16 protein-coding genes are annotated in these 16,953 nt (G+C 62.7%); 14 read left to right on the top strand and 2 right to left on the bottom strand.

What is annotated here, in order from left to right:
* Window positions 1-628: alanine racemase C-terminal domain-containing protein (locus tag EOB36_RS18950; RefSeq protein WP_206637183.1), on the top strand; the 628-nt coding region annotated here is incomplete at its 5' end.
* Between the two features lie 165 nt (window positions 629-793).
* Entirely contained in the window at window positions 794-2,050 is a 1,257-nt protein-coding gene (locus EOB36_RS18945; protein WP_095487501.1) for a D-amino acid dehydrogenase, read from the top strand.
* 109 nt (window positions 2,051-2,159) lie between these two features.
* On the opposite strand, the gene EOB36_RS18940 is transcribed toward EOB36_RS18945, so the two are convergent.
* Window positions 2,160-3,041, bottom strand: coding sequence for a LysR family transcriptional regulator (locus EOB36_RS18940; protein WP_095487499.1), 882 nt, complete (start codon window positions 3,039-3,041; stop codon window positions 2,160-2,162).
* Between the two features lie 380 nt (window positions 3,042-3,421).
* Here EOB36_RS18940 and EOB36_RS18935 point away from each other — a divergent pair, with 380 nt between their 5' ends.
* From EOB36_RS18935 to EOB36_RS18925, 3 genes are all read left to right on the top strand, one after another.
* Window positions 3,422-4,918, top strand: a complete 1,497-nt coding sequence (locus tag EOB36_RS18935; protein WP_095487497.1) for a CoA-acylating methylmalonate-semialdehyde dehydrogenase — start codon at window positions 3,422-3,424, stop codon at window positions 4,916-4,918.
* Window positions 4,919-5,141: 223 nt separating this feature from the next.
* Window positions 5,142-5,441, top strand: a complete 300-nt coding sequence (locus EOB36_RS18930; protein WP_095487495.1) for a hypothetical protein — start codon at window positions 5,142-5,144, stop codon at window positions 5,439-5,441.
* A 294-nt stretch (window positions 5,442-5,735) separates the two neighbouring features.
* A complete protein-coding gene (locus EOB36_RS18925; RefSeq protein ID WP_095487493.1) occupies window positions 5,736-6,050 on the top strand; it encodes a hypothetical protein in 315 nt (104 codons plus the stop codon).
* A gap of 31 nt (window positions 6,051-6,081) precedes the next feature.
* Here the strand turns inward: EOB36_RS18925 and EOB36_RS18920 are convergent, their stop codons facing one another.
* On the bottom strand, window positions 6,082-6,774 hold the full coding sequence (locus tag EOB36_RS18920; RefSeq protein WP_245467831.1) for a GntR family transcriptional regulator: 693 nt from the start codon (window positions 6,772-6,774) through the stop codon (window positions 6,082-6,084).
* Between the two features lie 69 nt (window positions 6,775-6,843).
* Here EOB36_RS18920 and EOB36_RS18915 point away from each other — a divergent pair, with 69 nt between their 5' ends.
* The 9 genes from EOB36_RS18915 to EOB36_RS18875 all read left to right on the top strand — a co-directional run bounded on the left by EOB36_RS18915 (window position 6,844) and on the right by EOB36_RS18875 (window position 16,788).
* Window positions 6,844-7,737 (top strand): dihydrodipicolinate synthase family protein, encoded by an 894-nt coding sequence (locus EOB36_RS18915; RefSeq protein ID WP_128285437.1) that lies wholly within the window; start codon window positions 6,844-6,846, stop codon window positions 7,735-7,737.
* A 49-nt stretch (window positions 7,738-7,786) separates the two neighbouring features.
* Window positions 7,787-9,124 (top strand): FAD-binding oxidoreductase, encoded by a 1,338-nt coding sequence (locus EOB36_RS18910; RefSeq protein WP_128285436.1) that lies wholly within the window; start codon window positions 7,787-7,789, stop codon window positions 9,122-9,124.
* A 12-nt stretch (window positions 9,125-9,136) separates the two neighbouring features.
* Entirely contained in the window at window positions 9,137-10,138 is a 1,002-nt protein-coding gene (locus tag EOB36_RS18905; protein ID WP_128285435.1) for a 4-hydroxyproline epimerase, read from the top strand.
* A 336-nt stretch (window positions 10,139-10,474) separates the two neighbouring features.
* Window positions 10,475-11,377: a branched-chain amino acid ABC transporter permease LivH gene (locus tag EOB36_RS18900; RefSeq protein ID WP_095487485.1), complete on the top strand. Its 903-nt coding sequence runs from the start codon at window positions 10,475-10,477 to the stop codon at window positions 11,375-11,377.
* 4 nt (window positions 11,378-11,381) lie between these two features.
* Window positions 11,382-12,977, top strand: coding sequence for a high-affinity branched-chain amino acid ABC transporter permease LivM (gene livM / locus EOB36_RS18895; RefSeq protein WP_127205693.1), 1,596 nt, complete (start codon window positions 11,382-11,384; stop codon window positions 12,975-12,977).
* Window positions 12,977-14,437, top strand: coding sequence for an ATP-binding cassette domain-containing protein (locus EOB36_RS18890; RefSeq protein WP_128285434.1), 1,461 nt, complete (start codon window positions 12,977-12,979; stop codon window positions 14,435-14,437). The genes livM and EOB36_RS18890 overlap by 1 nt, the downstream gene beginning before the upstream one ends.
* The gene (locus EOB36_RS18885) at window positions 14,437-15,165 is read left to right on the top strand and encodes an ABC transporter ATP-binding protein (RefSeq protein ID WP_126107320.1); all 729 of its coding nucleotides are present in this window, start codon (window positions 14,437-14,439) and stop codon (window positions 15,163-15,165) included. Before EOB36_RS18890 ends, EOB36_RS18885 begins: the two co-directional genes overlap by 1 nt.
* Window positions 15,166-15,182: 17 nt before the next feature.
* A complete protein-coding gene (locus EOB36_RS18880) occupies window positions 15,183-15,530 on the top strand; it encodes a DUF6867 family protein (RefSeq protein WP_126104501.1) in 348 nt (115 codons plus the stop codon).
* Window positions 15,531-15,669: 139 nt separating this feature from the next.
* The gene (locus EOB36_RS18875; RefSeq protein WP_095487475.1) at window positions 15,670-16,788 is read left to right on the top strand and encodes a branched-chain amino acid ABC transporter substrate-binding protein; all 1,119 of its coding nucleotides are present in this window, start codon (window positions 15,670-15,672) and stop codon (window positions 16,786-16,788) included.
* Window positions 16,789-16,953 lie beyond the last annotated feature (165 nt).

Genomic DNA, 16,953 nt, shown 5'->3' with positions numbered 1-16,953 from the left:
CGACGTCACCTTTGTGATGAGCCATCTTGCTCGCGCCGACGAGCCCAAGCATCCGGCCAACGAGCAGCAGCGGCTGGAATTCGAGCGGCTGCGCAGGATGCTGCCAAAGGCGCCGGCCTCGCTCGCCAATTCCTCCGGCATCTTTCTTGGGCAGCCCTTTCATTACGACCTCGCCCGGCCCGGTGCGGCGCTCTACGGCATCAATCCGATGCCAGCGGAGGAAAATCCGATGCTGCCGGTGGTGCGGCTTCAGGCAAAGGTCATTCAGACGCGCAGCCTCGATAGGGGAGCCGGCGTCGGCTATGGCCATATTTTTCACGTGACCGAACCGCTGGCCGCAGCAACGATCTCGCTTGGCTATGCCGATGGCTGGCATCGTCGCGCGGCCTCAGCCGCCTGGTTCGAAAATGTGCCGCTGCCCTTCCTCGGACGCGTATCGATGGATTCGATCGTTCTCAACATTTCGGCCCTGCCGCCCGACAGGCTAAAGGCGGGCGATCTCGTCGAGCTGATCGGGCCGTCGCAGACGGTGGATCAGGCGGCCGGCCATGCCGGCACCATCGGCTATGAAATCCTGACCAGCCTCGGACACCGCTTTCACCGGCGCTATGTGACCGGCGCTATGTGAATGGATAGCGCGCGGGCTTTTTTATGCATGCCGTTGTCCCAAAACCGCTGCATACTTTTGGGCGACATGCTTGGGCACTTGGCGGACGCCGTAAAATCCGGCAGACAGAAGCCACGATGCCGCGCCCCAAACCCCTGACGAGACGTCGTTCTGGAGAGCTATGCGATGAAGATCTTCGTGCTGGGCGGCGGCGTTATCGGAGTCACCACCGCTTATTATCTCGCCGAGGCCGGCCATGAAGTGACGGTGATCGACCGCCAGAAGGGCCCGGCGCTGGAAACCAGCTTTGCCAATGCCGGCGAGATCTCGCCCGGCTACGCCTCGCCCTGGGCCGGTCCCGGCGTCCCGTTGAAGGCGATCAAATGGCTGTTGATGAAGCATGGTCCGCTGGTGGTGCGGCCGACTCTTGATCCGCATATGTGGCTATGGCTGGTCAGGATGTTGCGCAACTGCACGGCCGAGCGCTATGCGGTGAACAAGGCGCGCATGGTGCCGCTGGCCGAATACAGCCGCGACACGCTGAAGGCGCTGCGCGAGGCGACCGGCATCGCCTATGATGAACGCGCCAAGGGAACGCTGCAGCTTTTTCGCACGCAACAGCAGCTCGACGGCACGTCAGGCGATGTCGAGGTGCTCAAGACATATGGCGTTCCTTACGAGATTCTCGATCCCGACGGCTGCATAGCGGCCGAGCCGGGGCTGGCAGGGGTGCGTGAAAAATTCGTCGGCGGCCTGCGGCTGCCGGGCGACGAAACCGGTGACTGCAAGATGTTCACCGACCGTCTGGCCGAGCTCTGCGTGGCGCGCGGCGTCACCTTCGAATACGACATGTCGATCAGGCGCATCATCCGCAAGCGCAACAGTATCGCCAACATCAATACCAGCAAGGGCTGGAAGACTGCCGACGCCTATGTGATGGCGATGGGCAGCTATTCGGCCAAGTTCATGCGCATGCTGAGACGGTCCATACCGGTCTATCCGGTCAAGGGCTATTCGATCACCCTGCCGATCAAGGATGCTGTCGCAGCACCGGTGTCGACAGTGATGGACGAGACCTACAAGGTGGCGATCACCAGGCTCGGCGATCGCATCCGGGTCGGCGGCACAGCGGAGATTTCCGGCTTCGACCTGAGGCTGCATGAAACGCGGCGGCGCACGCTAGAACATTCGGTCGGCGACCTTTTTCCAGGCAGCGGCGACATGCGGTCGGCGAGTTTCTGGTGCGGGTTGCGGCCGATGACGCCGGACGGGCCGCCGCTGATCGGCCGCACCGAATTTTCCAACCTCTATCTCAACACCGGCCACGGCACGCTCGGCTGGACCATGGCCTGCGGCTCGGCCAAGGTGCTGGCCGACATCATCTCCAACCGGGTACCGGACATCAATGTCCGCGATCTCGGACCGGAGCGATACCAGCGGTAGGACCAGAAGGCTTCCTTCATCGAGCCCGGCCTTTGAGGGCGGTGACTTCGCCCCAAAACTGCGCAGTGTTTTGGGGACATCACAATTTCAATGGGTCGGGTGAATCTCGTCAGACGAACAATCCCCGCTCCCGTTCCACTGCCTTGGTGATGAAGCTCGCGACGATCTGGACGCGGCGCAGCGGCCTGACCGATTCGTGATAGACCAGCCAGTAGGCACGGCGGATGGGCGCGACGATGTCGACAGCCACCAGTTCCGGCATCGAGCGGGCGACGAAGGTGTGCAGGATGCCGATGCCGGCGCCGGAGCGCACCGCTTCGGCCTGGCCGAGCGCCGAGGAGATGGCGAAGCTGGTGCGCCAGTCGGCGCTGAACTCGGCCGCATAGTCGAGCGAGGGGCTGACGATGAGGTCCGGCACATAGCCGATCAGCGTGTGCCGCCCGAGCTCGGCGGGCGTTTGGGGCAGGCCATGCGCTTCGGCATAGGCCTGGGACGCGAACAGGCCGAGCGTGTAGTCGACCAGCTTGCCCGCCACCAGCCTGCCTTCGGTCGGCCGCTCGACGGTGATGGCGATGTCGGCCTCGCGCCTGGACAGCGAGAAGGAACGCGGCACCGGCACCAGCTGGATGGTAAGTTCGCGGTGAAGCGCCGTCAGTGCGCCGAGGCGTTTGGCCAGGAAGGCGACGCCGAAGCCATCAGGCGCGCCGATGCGCACGGTGCCGGAGACATCGTCGCCTTCGCCCGCCACGGTCGAGCGCGCGGCGATCATATCGCCTTCCATGCGCTCAGCGATGTCGAGGAAGCGCTCGCCCGACGGCGTCAGCTCGCTACCGGTGGTAAGCCGGCGAAAGAGTTTTGTGCGCAGCGCATCCTCAAGTGCGGCGATGCGGCGCGAGACAGTGGCGTGATTGAGCTCCAACCGCTTAGCCGCGCCGAGGATTTGGCCGGCCCGCGCCACGGCGAGGAAGATGCGGACGTCATCCCAGTTCATGGGAATGGTCCGTATGACGCCGATTACGGCAGCGCTCTAGGGCGCGCCCCTCTGTCCTGCCGGACATCTCCCCCACTTGGGGGGAGATCGGCCGGCCGCTCCGGCGGCGACTTTCTTGCAGCGTTGCGGGTTGGCGAAAGCGGGGATGACAGCCAATCTCCCCCCTCGTGGGGGAGATGTCCAGTAGGACAGAGGGGGGCGCGAAGGAACTCATCTCTCAATCCTTGCTGCTAGGGACCTGCATCCTTACTATTTGCGAGAATTGATGTTCTGCCGTCAATTGCTATCTATTTTACGCACAACGGTTGCGTTTTCGCTCGCGTTGCCATCGGTCGCGCAAAGGCGGACAATGCCGCATCACAAATACAGGGAGAGAGATCATGATCGAATACGGTCATTTCATCGGCGGCAAGCGTGTCGCTGGGACCAGCGGCCGCAAGCAGGATGTCATGCAGCCGATGGACGGCACGGTGCGCGGCACGGTGGCGCTGGCTTCGCAGGCGGAACTGCGCGCGGCGGTGGAAAACGCCAGGGCCGCGCAGCCCGGCTGGGCAGCGACCAACCCGCAGCGGCGCGTGCGCGTCTTGATGAAGTTCCTCGAACTGGTCGCCAAAGAGTATGATTCGCTGGCCGACATTCTGGCGCGCGAGCACGGCAAGACCATCGCCGACGCCAAGGGCGACATCCAGCGCGGGCTGGAAGTGGTCGAGGTCTGCATCGGCGCGCCGCATATGATGAAGGGCGAGTTCACCGATGGCGCCGGCCCCGGCATCGACGTCTATTCGATGCGCCAGCCGCTCGGCGTCGTCGCCGGCATCACGCCGTTCAATTTTCCGGCGATGATCCCGTTGTGGAAGATCGCGCCGGCCATCGCCTGCGGCAACGCCTTCATCCTGAAGCCTTCGGAGCGCGACCCGGGCGTGCCGTTGCGCATCGCGGAGCTGTTCATCGAGGCCGGCCTGCCGGCGGGCATCCTCAACGTCGTCAACGGCGACAAGGAGGCGGTCGATGCCATCCTCGACGACCCCGATATCAAGGCCATCGGCTTTGTCGGCTCGACGCCGATCGCCCACTACATCTATTCGCGCGGCACCGCCTCGGGCAAGCGCGTGCAGTGCTTCGGCGGCGCCAAGAACCACATGATCATCATGCCCGACGCCGACATGGACCAGACCGTCGACGCACTGATCGGCGCCGGCTACGGCTCGGCCGGCGAGCGCTGCATGGCGATTTCCGTCGCTGTCCCGGTCGGCAACGATACCGCCAACCGGCTGATGGAAAAGCTAGTGCCGCGGGTGGAAAGCCTGAAGGTCGGTCCCTCGACGGATTCATCCGCCGATTTCGGCCCGCTGGTGACGGCGCAGGCGCTGGAGCGGGTCAAAGGTTATGTCGACACCGGTGTCAAGGAAGGCGCCAAGCTGGTCGTCGACGGCCGCGGCTTTTCCATGCAGGGCTACGAGAACGGCTACTATATGGGCGGCTGCCTGTTCGACAACGTGACATCAGACATGCGCATCTACAAGGAAGAGATCTTTGGGCCGGTGCTCTCGGTGGTGCGCGCGCCGACCTATGAGAACGCGATCAAACTCGCCAACGACCACGAAATGGGCAACGGCGTCGCCATCTTCACCCGCGACGGCGATGCGGCGCGCGACTTCGCCTCGAGGGTCCAGGTCGGCATGGTCGGTGTCAATGTGCCGATCCCGGTGCCGATCGCCTACTACACCTTCGGCGGCTGGAAAGCGTCCTCCTTCGGCGACCTCAACCAGCACGGACCGGACGCGTTCCGTTTCTATACCAAGACCAAGACGGTGACCTCGCGCTGGCCGTCAGGTGTGAAAGACGGGGCAGAGTTCGTCATCCCGACGATGAACTAGCCGGACGGTTCCGGATTCAGATTGAAGACGAAGAGGCCCGGCTAGAGACCGGGCCTTTTTGCTGACCGGTCGCGGTCCATATATTCCTGAACGCTAATGTGATGGAACCGGGCGGGCAGCAGAAGTCTTAACTTGCAATCCTGCCGCGAAGGAGGCGCGGCAGATCAACCAACGGCGCTGGCGACAGTTGCGGGGGCATCGGTCGGCGCAAGGGAGGTGTCAGATGACACGTCTTATGGTGACGATACTTTGCGCCGCCGCGGCGGCGTTTTCCGCCGCCCCGGCAATGGCGGCCGAACAATGCGCGGCACGAGCCGACATGATCAAGGCGCTCGGCGAGAAGTTCCGTGAAAATCCGACCGCGCTCGGCGTCGTCAATCGGAATGTGATCGTTGAAGTCTTCGTTTCCGACCAAGGCACCTGGACCATCCTCGCCAGCGACACACGCGGTCAAAGCTGCGTGGTTTCGGTGGGTGAAGGCTGGGAGAGCGCGGTGACGACAGCGGCGCTGCCAGGCACCTGAGCGTGGCCCTTTTTTTGCTGCGGCCGCGGTTTCGGCATAGCCGCGCAGGCCGCGGTTCTCTGCGATCACCTTGAAACGGATCCACAGGCGCCCGCTGCGGGCGCCTGCTTGCGCTTTTTCGTTGCCGACACCATATATGGAACATAGTGGGAACATCAAAAATCGTCCCCGCTGATGACAGACCGGAACACGGAAAGGAACGACGCGATGGTGATGACGTCGGAACCGGCCTGGATCGTTTCGGCAAAATGAGGCGTCTCCCTTTGCCGGACGTGATGGCAAAGGAGGTGCCCTATGGCACGCAAATCGCTATTGGGTTGGGTGAAAACCCTGGTTCTTGCTGGCGCATTGGCGGCGGGTACGAACGCCGCAAGCGCCCAATATCAGTACTGCGTTGAACATGGCGATCTCGTAGCCCACCTGACTGAGAATTTCCAGGAAAGACAGTTTGCTTTCGGGCTGATCGGTCAAGTGGCGATCATGGAAGTTTTTGTCGCCGAGACCGGAAGCTGGACGATCATCGTCACCGATGTCGCCGGCAGAAGCTGCATCGTCGCGGCCGGCGAACATTGGGAAAACGTGGTGATCCCGGCCGACCAGGACGCATGACGGTCAGGACACATTGATCGGATGAGCGGTCTCAGCGCGTAGCGGCCGTCTCGGCATGGCCGCGTAGCAGCGCCATCAGGCGCTTGGCATCTTTAGCGGCAGCATCTTCGTCGCCGGCGAGAATCGAGCGGATCAGCGCGACGTGGTGCTCGGCCGATTCCGCCAGCCCGGTTTCGGCCTTGTAGCGGAACCAGAAGCGGCGGCTGTGGGTCTGCAAGGGGGCGGCCAGCCGTGCGGCGAAGGGGTTGTCGGCAGCCAGCGCCAGCGCCTCGTCGAGCGCCTTGTCGGCCTGAATGAAGGCCAGCACATTGCCTGATATCACCGCTTTCTGCATGGCCAGTGCCGCATCGTGAAACAGGTCGGCGGCTTCACGGGTGACGAAGCGGGCGGCCGAGCGGGCGAGAACCACCTCGATGCCACGCCGCGCATCGAGGACGCGCAACCAGTCGCCGGGATGGAGCGGGGCAATGGCGATGCCGGCACGGGGCCGGACATCCAGCAGTCCTTCCCAAGCCAGTCGCTGGATCGCCTCGCGCACGGGCGTGCGGCCAAGCCCGAGCCTGTCGATCAGGGCGCCCTCGGTGATGAAGCTTGCAGGCGCCAGTTCGAGCGTCACGATCATATGCTCGAGCACACGGTAGGCTTTCGCCGCCACAGGCTCGAATGCCGGGCTTGTGTTATTGAATATCAAAGGTGAGCTCCTGATATATTTTCGATATATCATAGCGAAATCCGTGTTGACAGTCCGTTTCTTAATAAATATACGACTGATATATCAGATGGAGCGACCACCATGTGGACCGGAGTTTTCCCCGCCGTCACGACCAAATTCACTGAGGACGATCGTCTCGACCATGGCGAGATGGAGCGCTGCTTTGCGCTGCAGATGGAGGCTGGCTGCGACGGCATCATCGTCTGCGGCTCGCTCGGCGAAGGGCCGATGCTGTCACATGACGAGAAGATCGACGTGCTGAAGACCGCGCAGAAGATCGCCGGCAACAAGCCGGTTCTGCTGACGGTCAACGAAGCCGGCACGCGCGAGGCGGCGGCGATCGCGCGCCGCGCCGCGAAAGAGGGCGCCAACGGGCTGATGGTGGTGCCGAGCCCGATCTATCACACCAATGAGGAGGAGACGGTCGCCGCACTGCGCGCTGTCGCCGAGGCCGGCGACCTGCCGGTGATGATCTATTCCAACCGGCTTGCCTATCGTGTCGACGTTACCGTCGACCAGATGGAGGAGCTGGCGAAGGACAAGCGCTTTGTCGCCATCAAGGAATCCTCGGACGACATCCGCCGCTCGACCGAGATCATCAACCGCTTCGGCGACCGCTACGACCTGTTCACCGGCGTCGACAATCTGGCGTTCGAGGCGCTGTCGGTCGGCGCCATCGGCTGGGTGGCGGGGCTGGTCACCGCGTTTCCGCGCGAGACGGTCGCCATCTACCAGTTGATGAAGCAGGGTCGCCGCGAGGAGGCACTGAAAATCTACCGCTGGTTCCGGCCGCTGCTCGACCTCGACGTCTCGACCTATCTGGTGCAGAACATCAAGCTCGCCGAAGTCTTGGCGATCAACACCAACGACCGCGTGCGCATGCCGCGCCAGCCATTGTCGGGCGAGCGCCGCAGGACGGTCGAAAAGATCGTCAGGGATGCGCTGGAGGCAAGGCCGGAGCTGCCGGCGTTTTGAGGCAGGCTCTCTTCTCCCCGTTTTACGGGGAGAAGATGGCGGCAGCCAGATGAGGGGCAGCGCCCACGTGCAAGGAATTTCCAAGTCGGCAAAAGCGGGGAGCCGCCCCTCATCCGCCCTTCGAGCACCTTCTCCCCGTGAACGGGGAAAAGGGGAAGACATCGCCATTATCGGCGGCGGCATCATCGGCGTCTGTGTCGCCGCCTATCTGGCCGAGGCAGGGCGAAACGTCACGATCTTCGATCGGACGGGGATCTGCGAGGAGACGAGTTCCGGCAATGCCGCCGCTCTGGCCTTTTCCGATGTGCTGCCGCTGGCCCACAAGGGCATGATCAGGCATCTGCCGAAATGGCTTGCCGACCCGCTCGGCCCGCTCAGCATCCCGCCCGCCTACCTGCCGAAGCTGCTGCCCTGGCTTGTCCGCTTCTGGCGCGCCGGGCGAACCGACCGCTACGAGGCCAGCCTCGCGGCGCAGGCAGGCATGATGCGGCTCGCCAAGGCCGAATGGGCCGGGCTGATGGCGCGCTCGGGCACCGAAAACATGCTGCGCGAGGACGGCTCGCTCGAACTTTACGAGAACGAGGCCGAGTTCAAGGCGTCGCTGCCCGGCTGGGCGGCGAGGCAGCGCTTCGGCATCGGCTTCAGCCATGTCGAGGGCGATGCGCTCGCCGCCTTGCAGCCGGGCCTGTCGCCGCGCTTCGTCAAGGGCACTTTCGTGCCGGGATGGAAGACCGTTACGGACCCGAAATCATTGGGCAAGGCGATCTGGGCCTATGCCGAGAAGAACGGCGCGCGTTTCGAAAAGGCTCGGATCGACCGTGTCGGAGCGGGGCAGGATGGCGCGACATTGACGCTGGCCGACGGCACGGCGCGGCAGGCAAAATGCCTCGTCATCGCCGCTGGCGCGTGGTCGCATCTGCTGGCGAAACATCTCGGCGACCGCATCCCGCTCGAAACCGAGCGCGGCTACAACACGACCCTGCCGAAGACCGCCTTCGACGTGAAGCGGCAACTGATCTTCTCCGGCCATGGCTTCGTCGTCACCCCGCTTGAAACCGGTGTGCGCGTCGGCGGCGCCGTCGAGCTCGGTGGCATCGAGCGGCCGCCAAACTACGCCCGCTCGAAAGCGCTGCTCGAAAAGGCCAAAAGCTTCCTGCCGGGGCTTGATCCGGCCGGTGGCCGCGAATGGATGGGGTTCCGGCCGTCGCTGCCGGATTCGCTACCGGTGATCGGTGCCGCCAGGCAGGCCGGCACGATTGTCTATGCCTTCGGCCACGGCCATCTCGGCCTGACCCAGGCGGCTGCCACCGGACGCTTGATCCGCGATCTCATTCTCGGCCAAAATCCGGTGTTTGATCTTTCTCCGTTTTCTCCGAACCGCTTCTGACGGGATCTAGAAATGGCGCGCCACTCCTTCTTCTGCATCGACGGTCACACCTGCGGCAATCCCGTGCGGCTTGTCGCCGGCGGCGGACCGCTGCTCCAGGGCGCGACGATGATGGAGCGGCGCGCGCATTTCCTGGCCGAATATGACTGGATCCGTACCGGGCTGATGTTCGAGCCGCGCGGCCATGACGTGATGTCCGGCTCGCTCCTCTATCCGCCGACGAGGCCCGATTGCGACATCGCCATACTGTTCATCGAAACCTCGGGCTGCCTGCCAATGTGCGGTCACGGCACCATCGGCACGGTGACGATGGCCATCGAGCACGGGCTGATCAAGCCGAAGACGCCGGGTTTGCTCAGGCTGGACACGCCGGCCGGCCTGGTCACCGCCGAATACAAACAGGTCGGCGACTATGTCGAGGAGGTCCGCATCACCAACGTGCCGTCCTTCCTCTATGCGGAGGGCCTGACGGTCGAATGTCCGCAGCTCGGCGAGATCAGTGTCGATGTCGCCTATGGCGGCAATTTCTACGCTATTGTCGAGCCGCAGGAGAACTATCGCGACATGGCCGACCATTCCGCCGGCGACCTCATCGCCTGGAGCCCGGTGGTGCGACAGCGGCTCAACGAGAAGTACTCCTTCGTGCATCCCGAGAATCCCGGCATCGACCGGCTGTCGCATATGCTGTGGACGGGTGCCCCGACCGACAGCCAGGCGGATGCGCGCAACGCCGTCTTCTACGGCGACAAGGCGATCGACCGCTCGCCTTGCGGCACCGGCACCTCGGCGCGGATGGCGCAGCTTCACGCCAAGGGCAAGCTTAGGGCCGGCGACGATTTCGTCCATGAATCGATCATCGGCTCGCTGTTCAAGGGCAGGGTCGAGAAGGAAGTCACGGTGGCAGGCAAGCCGGCGATCATTCCCTCGATCGGCGGCTGGGCGCGCATGACCGGATTGAACACGATCTTCATCGACGACCGCGATCCGTTCGCGCACGGATTCGTCGTCAAATAGAGAGGATCCTAACCCAAGGGAAACGAATGGAACGCAAAGATCGACTGCGTCGGCGGCGCAACGATCCCGCTCATCAACTTATTTTGACGGCGATTCCTTCGAAACGACGTGCATTTTGACGCCGAATCGTCAAAGACATTGCGTTATGCCAATGATAGGGTCCGCGATAGTCCAGAGGCCGGAAGGGAAAGAACGGGCAATCCGAGTGGCGTGCTTCAAAATCACGCATGACGATTAAAAAATGACGTTGCAATCCGGGCTCGAAACTTTACGACTAGGGGAAATACGAAAAGGAATGCGTCTGCATGGGCGACATTCCAGGGGAGCCACGACAGCATGCAGTATTTTGTCCAGCAGCTTATCAACGGGCTGACGCTGGGATCGATCTATGGACTGATAGCGATCGGCTATACGATGGTCTACGGCATCATCGGCATGATCAATTTCGCCCATGGCGACATCTTCATGATCGGCGCCTTCACCGCCCTCATCGTTTTCCTCATCCTCGGTGCGTTGTTCTATTCGGTGCCGGTGGTGATCGCGCTCCTGGTCATGATGATCGTGGCGATGCTGCTGACCAGCCTGTATAACTGGACGATCGAGAAGGTGGCCTACCGGCCCTTGCGCGGCTCGTTCCGGCTGGCGCCGCTGATCACAGCGATCGGCATGTCGATCGCGCTGTCGAACTTCGTCCAGGTGACGCAAGGCCCGCGCAACAAGCCGATCCCGCCGATGGTGTCCAAGGTCTACAATATCGAGGGCATCAGCGTATCGCTGAAGCAGATCATCATCGTCGTCGTCACCGCGCTGCTGCTGGCGCTGTTCTGGTACCTGGTCAACAAGACCTCGCTTGGTCGAGCGCAAAGAGCGTGCGAGCAGGACCGCAAGATGGCGGCGCTGCTCGGTATCGACGTCGACCGCACCATCTCGATCACCTTCGTCATGGGCGCGGCCCTTGCCGCCGTCGCCGGCACGCTGTTCCTGATGTATTACGGCGTCATCGCCTTCTCCGACGGCTTCACGCCCGGCGTGAAGGCGTTCACTGCGGCCGTGCTCGGCGGCATCGGCTCGCTGCCCGGCGCCGTGCTCGGTGGGCTGATGATCGGCTTCATCGAGAGCATGTGGTCGGCCTATTTCTCGATCGACTACAAGGACGTCGCCGCCTTCTCCATCTTGGCGATCGTGCTGATCTTCCTGCCTTCCGGCATTCTGGGCCGGCCAGAAGTCGAAAAGGTCTGAGATCATGGCCGATACCGTATCTCCGGAGCGCGACATCGTCGCCACCCCTATGCAACGCGCCACGCGCGAGGCGCTTTATGCCGGCGCCATCGCGCTCGGCCTGTTCGTGCTGTTCATCGGCCTGAGGACCGATCAGAACATCTCGAACGAACTGATCCTCGTACAGCGCTGGTGGCTTCTCTTTACCGTGGTTGTGCTGACCATGGTCGGGCGCTTTGTCTATGTCGCCTATGGCCAACCCTTCCTGGCCAGCCAGAAGGTCGTCGACATCGCCACCGGCCTGTTGCCGGAGAGCGCGGCGACGCGGTTCTTCCGGTTGCCGTATTTCATCGCGGCCATCGTGATTGTTGCCGTGCTTGCTCTTCTGGCCGGCTCCCTCGATGATTTGCTGGGGCCGGGCCTTGCCGGTTACGCACGGTTCGCGCGAGCGCTGGCGATCATCTATGCCCTCGCCTCGGTGCTGTTCTATTTCCGCAGCTTCATCCATGCCCACTTCTCGGCATTGGGCATCGCCGCACTGGCGATTTATCCTGTCGTCGTCGTGCTGGTGCTTGCGGTGTACAGTGGATCGATGGTGGGCGGCTTTCAGGGCTCGCTCAAATGGGTCGACAATTTCGGCATCCAGATCCTGATCTATGTGATGCTGGCGTGGGGGCTGAATATCGTCGTTGGCCTCGCCGGCTTGCTCGACCTCGGCTATGTCGCGTTCTACGCCGTCGGCGCCTATGCCTATGCGCTGCTCGGCACGCATTTTGGTCTGTCGTTCTGGATCCTGCTGCCGGCCGCCGGGGCCATGGCCGCCTTCTGGGGCGTGCTTTTGGGCTTTCCGGTGCTGCGCCTGCGCGGCGACTATCTGGCGATTGTGACGCTGGCCTTCGGCGAGATCATTCGTCTCGTGCTGATCAACTGGCGCGAGGTCACCAACGGCTCGGCCGGTATTTCCGGTATCCCGAAGGTCTCTTTCTTCGGGCTGATGTCGTTCAACGTCGCGGACGAAAACTATATCGCCAAGGTGCTCGACATCGCCCAGTCGGGCGCCTACTACAAGATCTTCCTCTACTACCTGATCCTCGGGCTCTGCCTGCTCACCGCCTTCGTCACTATAAGGCTCAGGCGCATGCCCGTCGGCCGCGCCTGGGAAGCGCTGCGCGAGGACGAGATCGCCTGCCGCTCGCTCGGCATCAACACCACCACCACCAAGCTCACCGCCTTTGCCACCGGCGCCATGTTCGGCGGCTTCGCTGGCTCGTTCTTCGCTGCGCGGCAAGGTTTCGTCAGCCCTGAATCCTTCATCTTCCTGGAATCGGCGATCATCCTCGCCATCGTCGTGCTCGGCGGCATGGGCTCGCTGGTCGGCATCGCCGTCGCCGCCATGGTGATGATCGGCGGCACCGAGGCGCTGCGCGAACTCGATTTCCTGAAGCAGGTCTTCGGTCCAGATTTCACCCCGGAACTCTACCGCATGCTTTTGTTCGGTATAGCCATGGTCATCGTCATGGTCTGGAAGCCGCGCGGCTTCGTCGGCAGCCGTGAACCGACAGCCTTCCTCAAGGAGAGCAGGGCCGTATCCGGCTCCTTCACCAAGGAAGGCCACGGCTGATGAGTGATGCGAGCCTATCCATGAACGATGCCATCCTGCAGGTCGAGCATCTGTCGATGAAGTTCGGCGGTCTCGTTGCCATCGGCGACCTGACCTTCCAGGCCAAGCGCGGCGAGATCACCGCGCTGATCGGGCCGAACGGCGCCGGCAAGACCACCGTGTTCAACTGCATCACCGGTTTCTACAAGCCGTCGGAAGGCATGCTCACGCTCAATCGGCGCGACGGCTCGAGCTATCTGCTTGAACGCCTGCCGAATCATGAGATCCCGGCGCGCGCCAAGGTGGCGCGCACTTTTCAGAACATTCGTCTGTTCTCGGGCATGACGCTGCTGGAGAACCTGCTGGTGGCGCAGCACAACAAGCTGATGAAGGCATCCGGCTACACCATCCTCGGCCTGTTCGGCTTCGCCGGCTACCGGACAGCGTCGGCCGAGTCGATCGACCTGGCGAGACACTGGCTGGAAAAGGCCGATCTCGTCGACCGAGCCGACGATCCGGCCGGCGACCTGCCCTACGGCGCGCAACGGCGCCTGGAGATCGCGCGGGCCATGTGCACGGGTCCGGAGCTGCTCTGCCTCGACGAACCGGCCGCCGGCCTCAATCCGAAGGAATCGATGGCGCTCAATGAGCTCCTGATGGACATCAAAGACAACACCGGCACCTCAATCTTGCTGATCGAGCACGACATGGCGGTGGTCATGCAGATTTCCGACCATGTCGTGGTGCTCGAATACGGCCGCAAGATCTCGGACGGCAGTCCGCAAGCGGTACGCACCGACCCGCGTGTCATCGCCGCTTATCTCGGGGTCGAAGACGAGGAAGTTGAGACTGTGCTGACGGAGGTCGGCGACGAAGACGTCATCGAGCAACTGGATACGGGCCCGGATTCGGCGCACGGGCCGGGCACATCATCTTCGTATCTCGCCGGGCCGGTAACCGACACGGTCGGCCATAGCGAAGGCGAACGCGTCACGGTGTCCAAGGGCGCCTCGAAAGCCGGGCAGCTCGATGCAAGGTCGAGTGCCGCAGCAAGTAAGCCAAGCTCGAAGCCTGCCGCAGCCGAGCCGCGCGCGAAATCTTCTGCCGCTGCAAAGCCAGCCACCAAGGCACCGGCCAAAAAGGCCGCGGGCGTTTCGAACCGCCTCACAGCACCGCGCGGCGGCAAGGCCGACAATCTGACCCGCATCAAGGGCATCGGCACGGTCAACGAGAAGAAGCTCAACCAGCACGGCATCTTCCATTTCGACCAGATCGCGGCATGGAAGAAGGCCGACGTCGTCGCCGTCGAAGCCTATCTGGCCTTCGACGGGCGCATTGCACGCGAGGACTGGGTTGGCCAGGCCAAGCTTCTTGCCGCTGGCAAGGAGACGGAATTTTCGCGTCGCGTTGATGCGGGGAAGGTGGAGACAAGCCATGTCTCTGCAACGCCTGCGGCGGGCAAGCGCGGAGGGCGCAAGTGATGGCCGGCACAACGCTGCTCGATATTAGGGGTGTCCAGACCTACTACGGCAACATCCGGGCGCTGAACGGCGTCGATGTCACCGTCAAGCAGGGCGAGATCGTGGCGCTGATCGGCGCCAACGGCGCCGGCAAGTCGACGCTGATGATGACCATTTTTGGTGCTCCACGGGCGCGGGCGGGTACCATCACCTTCGCCGGCACCGACATCACCCAGCTGCCGACCCATGAGATCGCGCGCATGCGCATCGCCCAGTCGCCGGAGGGCCGGCGCATCTTCCCGCGCATGACGGTGATGGAAAACCTGCAGATGGGCGCCAGCCTCGACAACCTCCAGCATTACGACGAGGACGCCGAGAAGGTGTTCACGCTGTTTCCGCGCCTGAAGGAACGCATTGCCCAGCGCGGCGGCACGCTGTCGGGCGGCGAGCAGCAGATGCTGTCGATCGCGCGCGCGCTGATGGCGCGGCCGAAGCTGCTCCTGCTCGACGAGCCGTCGCTGGGCCTGGCGCCGCTGATCGTCAAGCAGATCTTCGACGCCATCCGCGAGTTGAACCGCACGCAGGGGCTGACCGTGTTCCTGGTCGAGCAGAACGCCTTCGGCGCGCTGAAGCTCGCCACGCGGGGCTATGTCATGGTCAACGGCAATGTGACGATGAGCGGCACCGGCAAGGAGCTGCTCGCCGATCCGGACGTGCGTGCCGCCTATCTCGAAGGCGGCCATCACTGAGTTCAGGAGTCTTCATCATGCAGGGCATTCTCTATGAGGAACCCTCGGTCTGGCAGTTCTTCTTCGTCACCTGCCTGCTTGGCGGCTGGGCGGCCTGGATGACGGGCAAGGCCTGCGCCCAGACATGGCGCAGCTTCGTCCAGTTGTTCGCTTACATGCTCGGCCTCGGCATCGCCGTAAGGTTCATCCATCACGCGCTGTTCGACGGCACGATGTTCTCGCTGCAGTACTACATCGTCGATACCATCGTCCTGATGATATTGGGCTTCATCGGCTATCAATACACGCGCACCAATCAGATGGTGACACAGTATAGCTGGCTCTACGAAAGAGCATCGCTTTTGAGTTGGAAACCAAAAGGTTGATGTTCATCATTAACGCCGTTTCGGGGATGAATCGGCGTGACAAGTGCCTGAAAATCGGCAAAGTACGTTTTCTGCGAGTAAAAGTGGGCATCGCATGAAAGCATCATCCACGCCCACTCTGTAAATGGGAGCGTTTTACATGAGAAAATCACTTTTGTCCGCCGTCGCCCTGACCGCGCTCGTCGCGTTCAGCGGAAGCGCGTGGGCTGACATCCTGGTCGGCGTCGCCGGTCCGATCACCGGTCCGAATGCCGCTTTCGGCGCGCAGCTGCAGAAGGGCGCCGAACAGGCTGTCGCCGACATCAATGCGGCCGGCGGCATCAACGGCGAGCAGATCAAGCTCACGGTCGGCGACGACGTCTCCGATCCGAAGCAGGGCATCTCGGTCGCCAACAAGTTCGTCGGCGACGGCGTCAAGTTCGTGGTCGGCCACTTCAACTCGGGCGTTTCGATCCCGGCATCGGAAGTCTACGCGGAAAACGGTATCCTCGAGATCACGCCGGCCGCGACCAATCCGAAGTTCACCGAACGCGGCATGTGGAACACGTTTCGCACCTGCGGACGTGACGACCAGCAGGGCAGCATCGCCGGCGCTTACCTCGCGTCGAACTTCAAGGATGCCAAGATCGCGGTCATCCACGACAAGACGACTTACGGTCAAGGTCTTGCCGACGAAACCAAGAAGGCGATGAACGCTGCCGGCGTGACGGAAGTCATGTACGAAGGCGTCAATGTCGGCGACAAGGACTTCTCGGCGCTGATCGCCAAGATGAAGCAAGCCGGCGTTTCCATCATCTATTGGGGTGGTCTGCACACCGAAGCCGGCCTGATCATCCGCCAGGTGGCTGACCAGGGCCTCAAGGCCACGCTGGTTTCCGGCGACGGCATCGTGTCGAACGAACTGGCCTCGATCGCGGGCGACGCGGTTGCGGGCACGCTGAACACGTTCGGCCCGGATCCGCGTCTGATCCCGGCGAACAAGGAACTCGTCGAGAAGTTCCGTGCGCAGGGCTTCGAGCCGGAGGCCTACACGCTCTACTCCTACGCCGCCATGCAGGCTATCGCGGGAGCCGCCACAGCCGCCAAGTCGAACGATCCGATGGAAGTTGCCAAGGCTCTCAAGGCGAATGGCCCGTTCAAGACGGTGCTGGGCGATCTTTCCTATGACGCGAAGGGCGATCCGACGCTGCCTGGCTACGTCATGTACGAATGGAAGAAGGGCGACGACGGCAAGTACACCTACATCCAGAAAATGTAAGCCTGTCGACGACGACAATTCCGGAATGCCCGGCGCCTCGCGCCGGGCATTTTTCGTTTGATGTGTTACCCGTTGTTAAAGCGTCCTTTGCGCATTCGAGGGAACACGCGGCGCTCAGAGCAAAAAGAATCGATTTAAATCGGTTTAATCGCCGCCCGATTTTGT

This window comes from Mesorhizobium sp. M6A.T.Cr.TU.017.01.1.1, assembly GCF_004023115.1.
In the GTDB taxonomy this organism is placed as follows: Bacteria; Pseudomonadota; Alphaproteobacteria; order Rhizobiales; family Rhizobiaceae; genus Mesorhizobium; species Mesorhizobium mediterraneum.
This window is presented reverse-complemented; position numbering and strand designations above follow the sequence as displayed.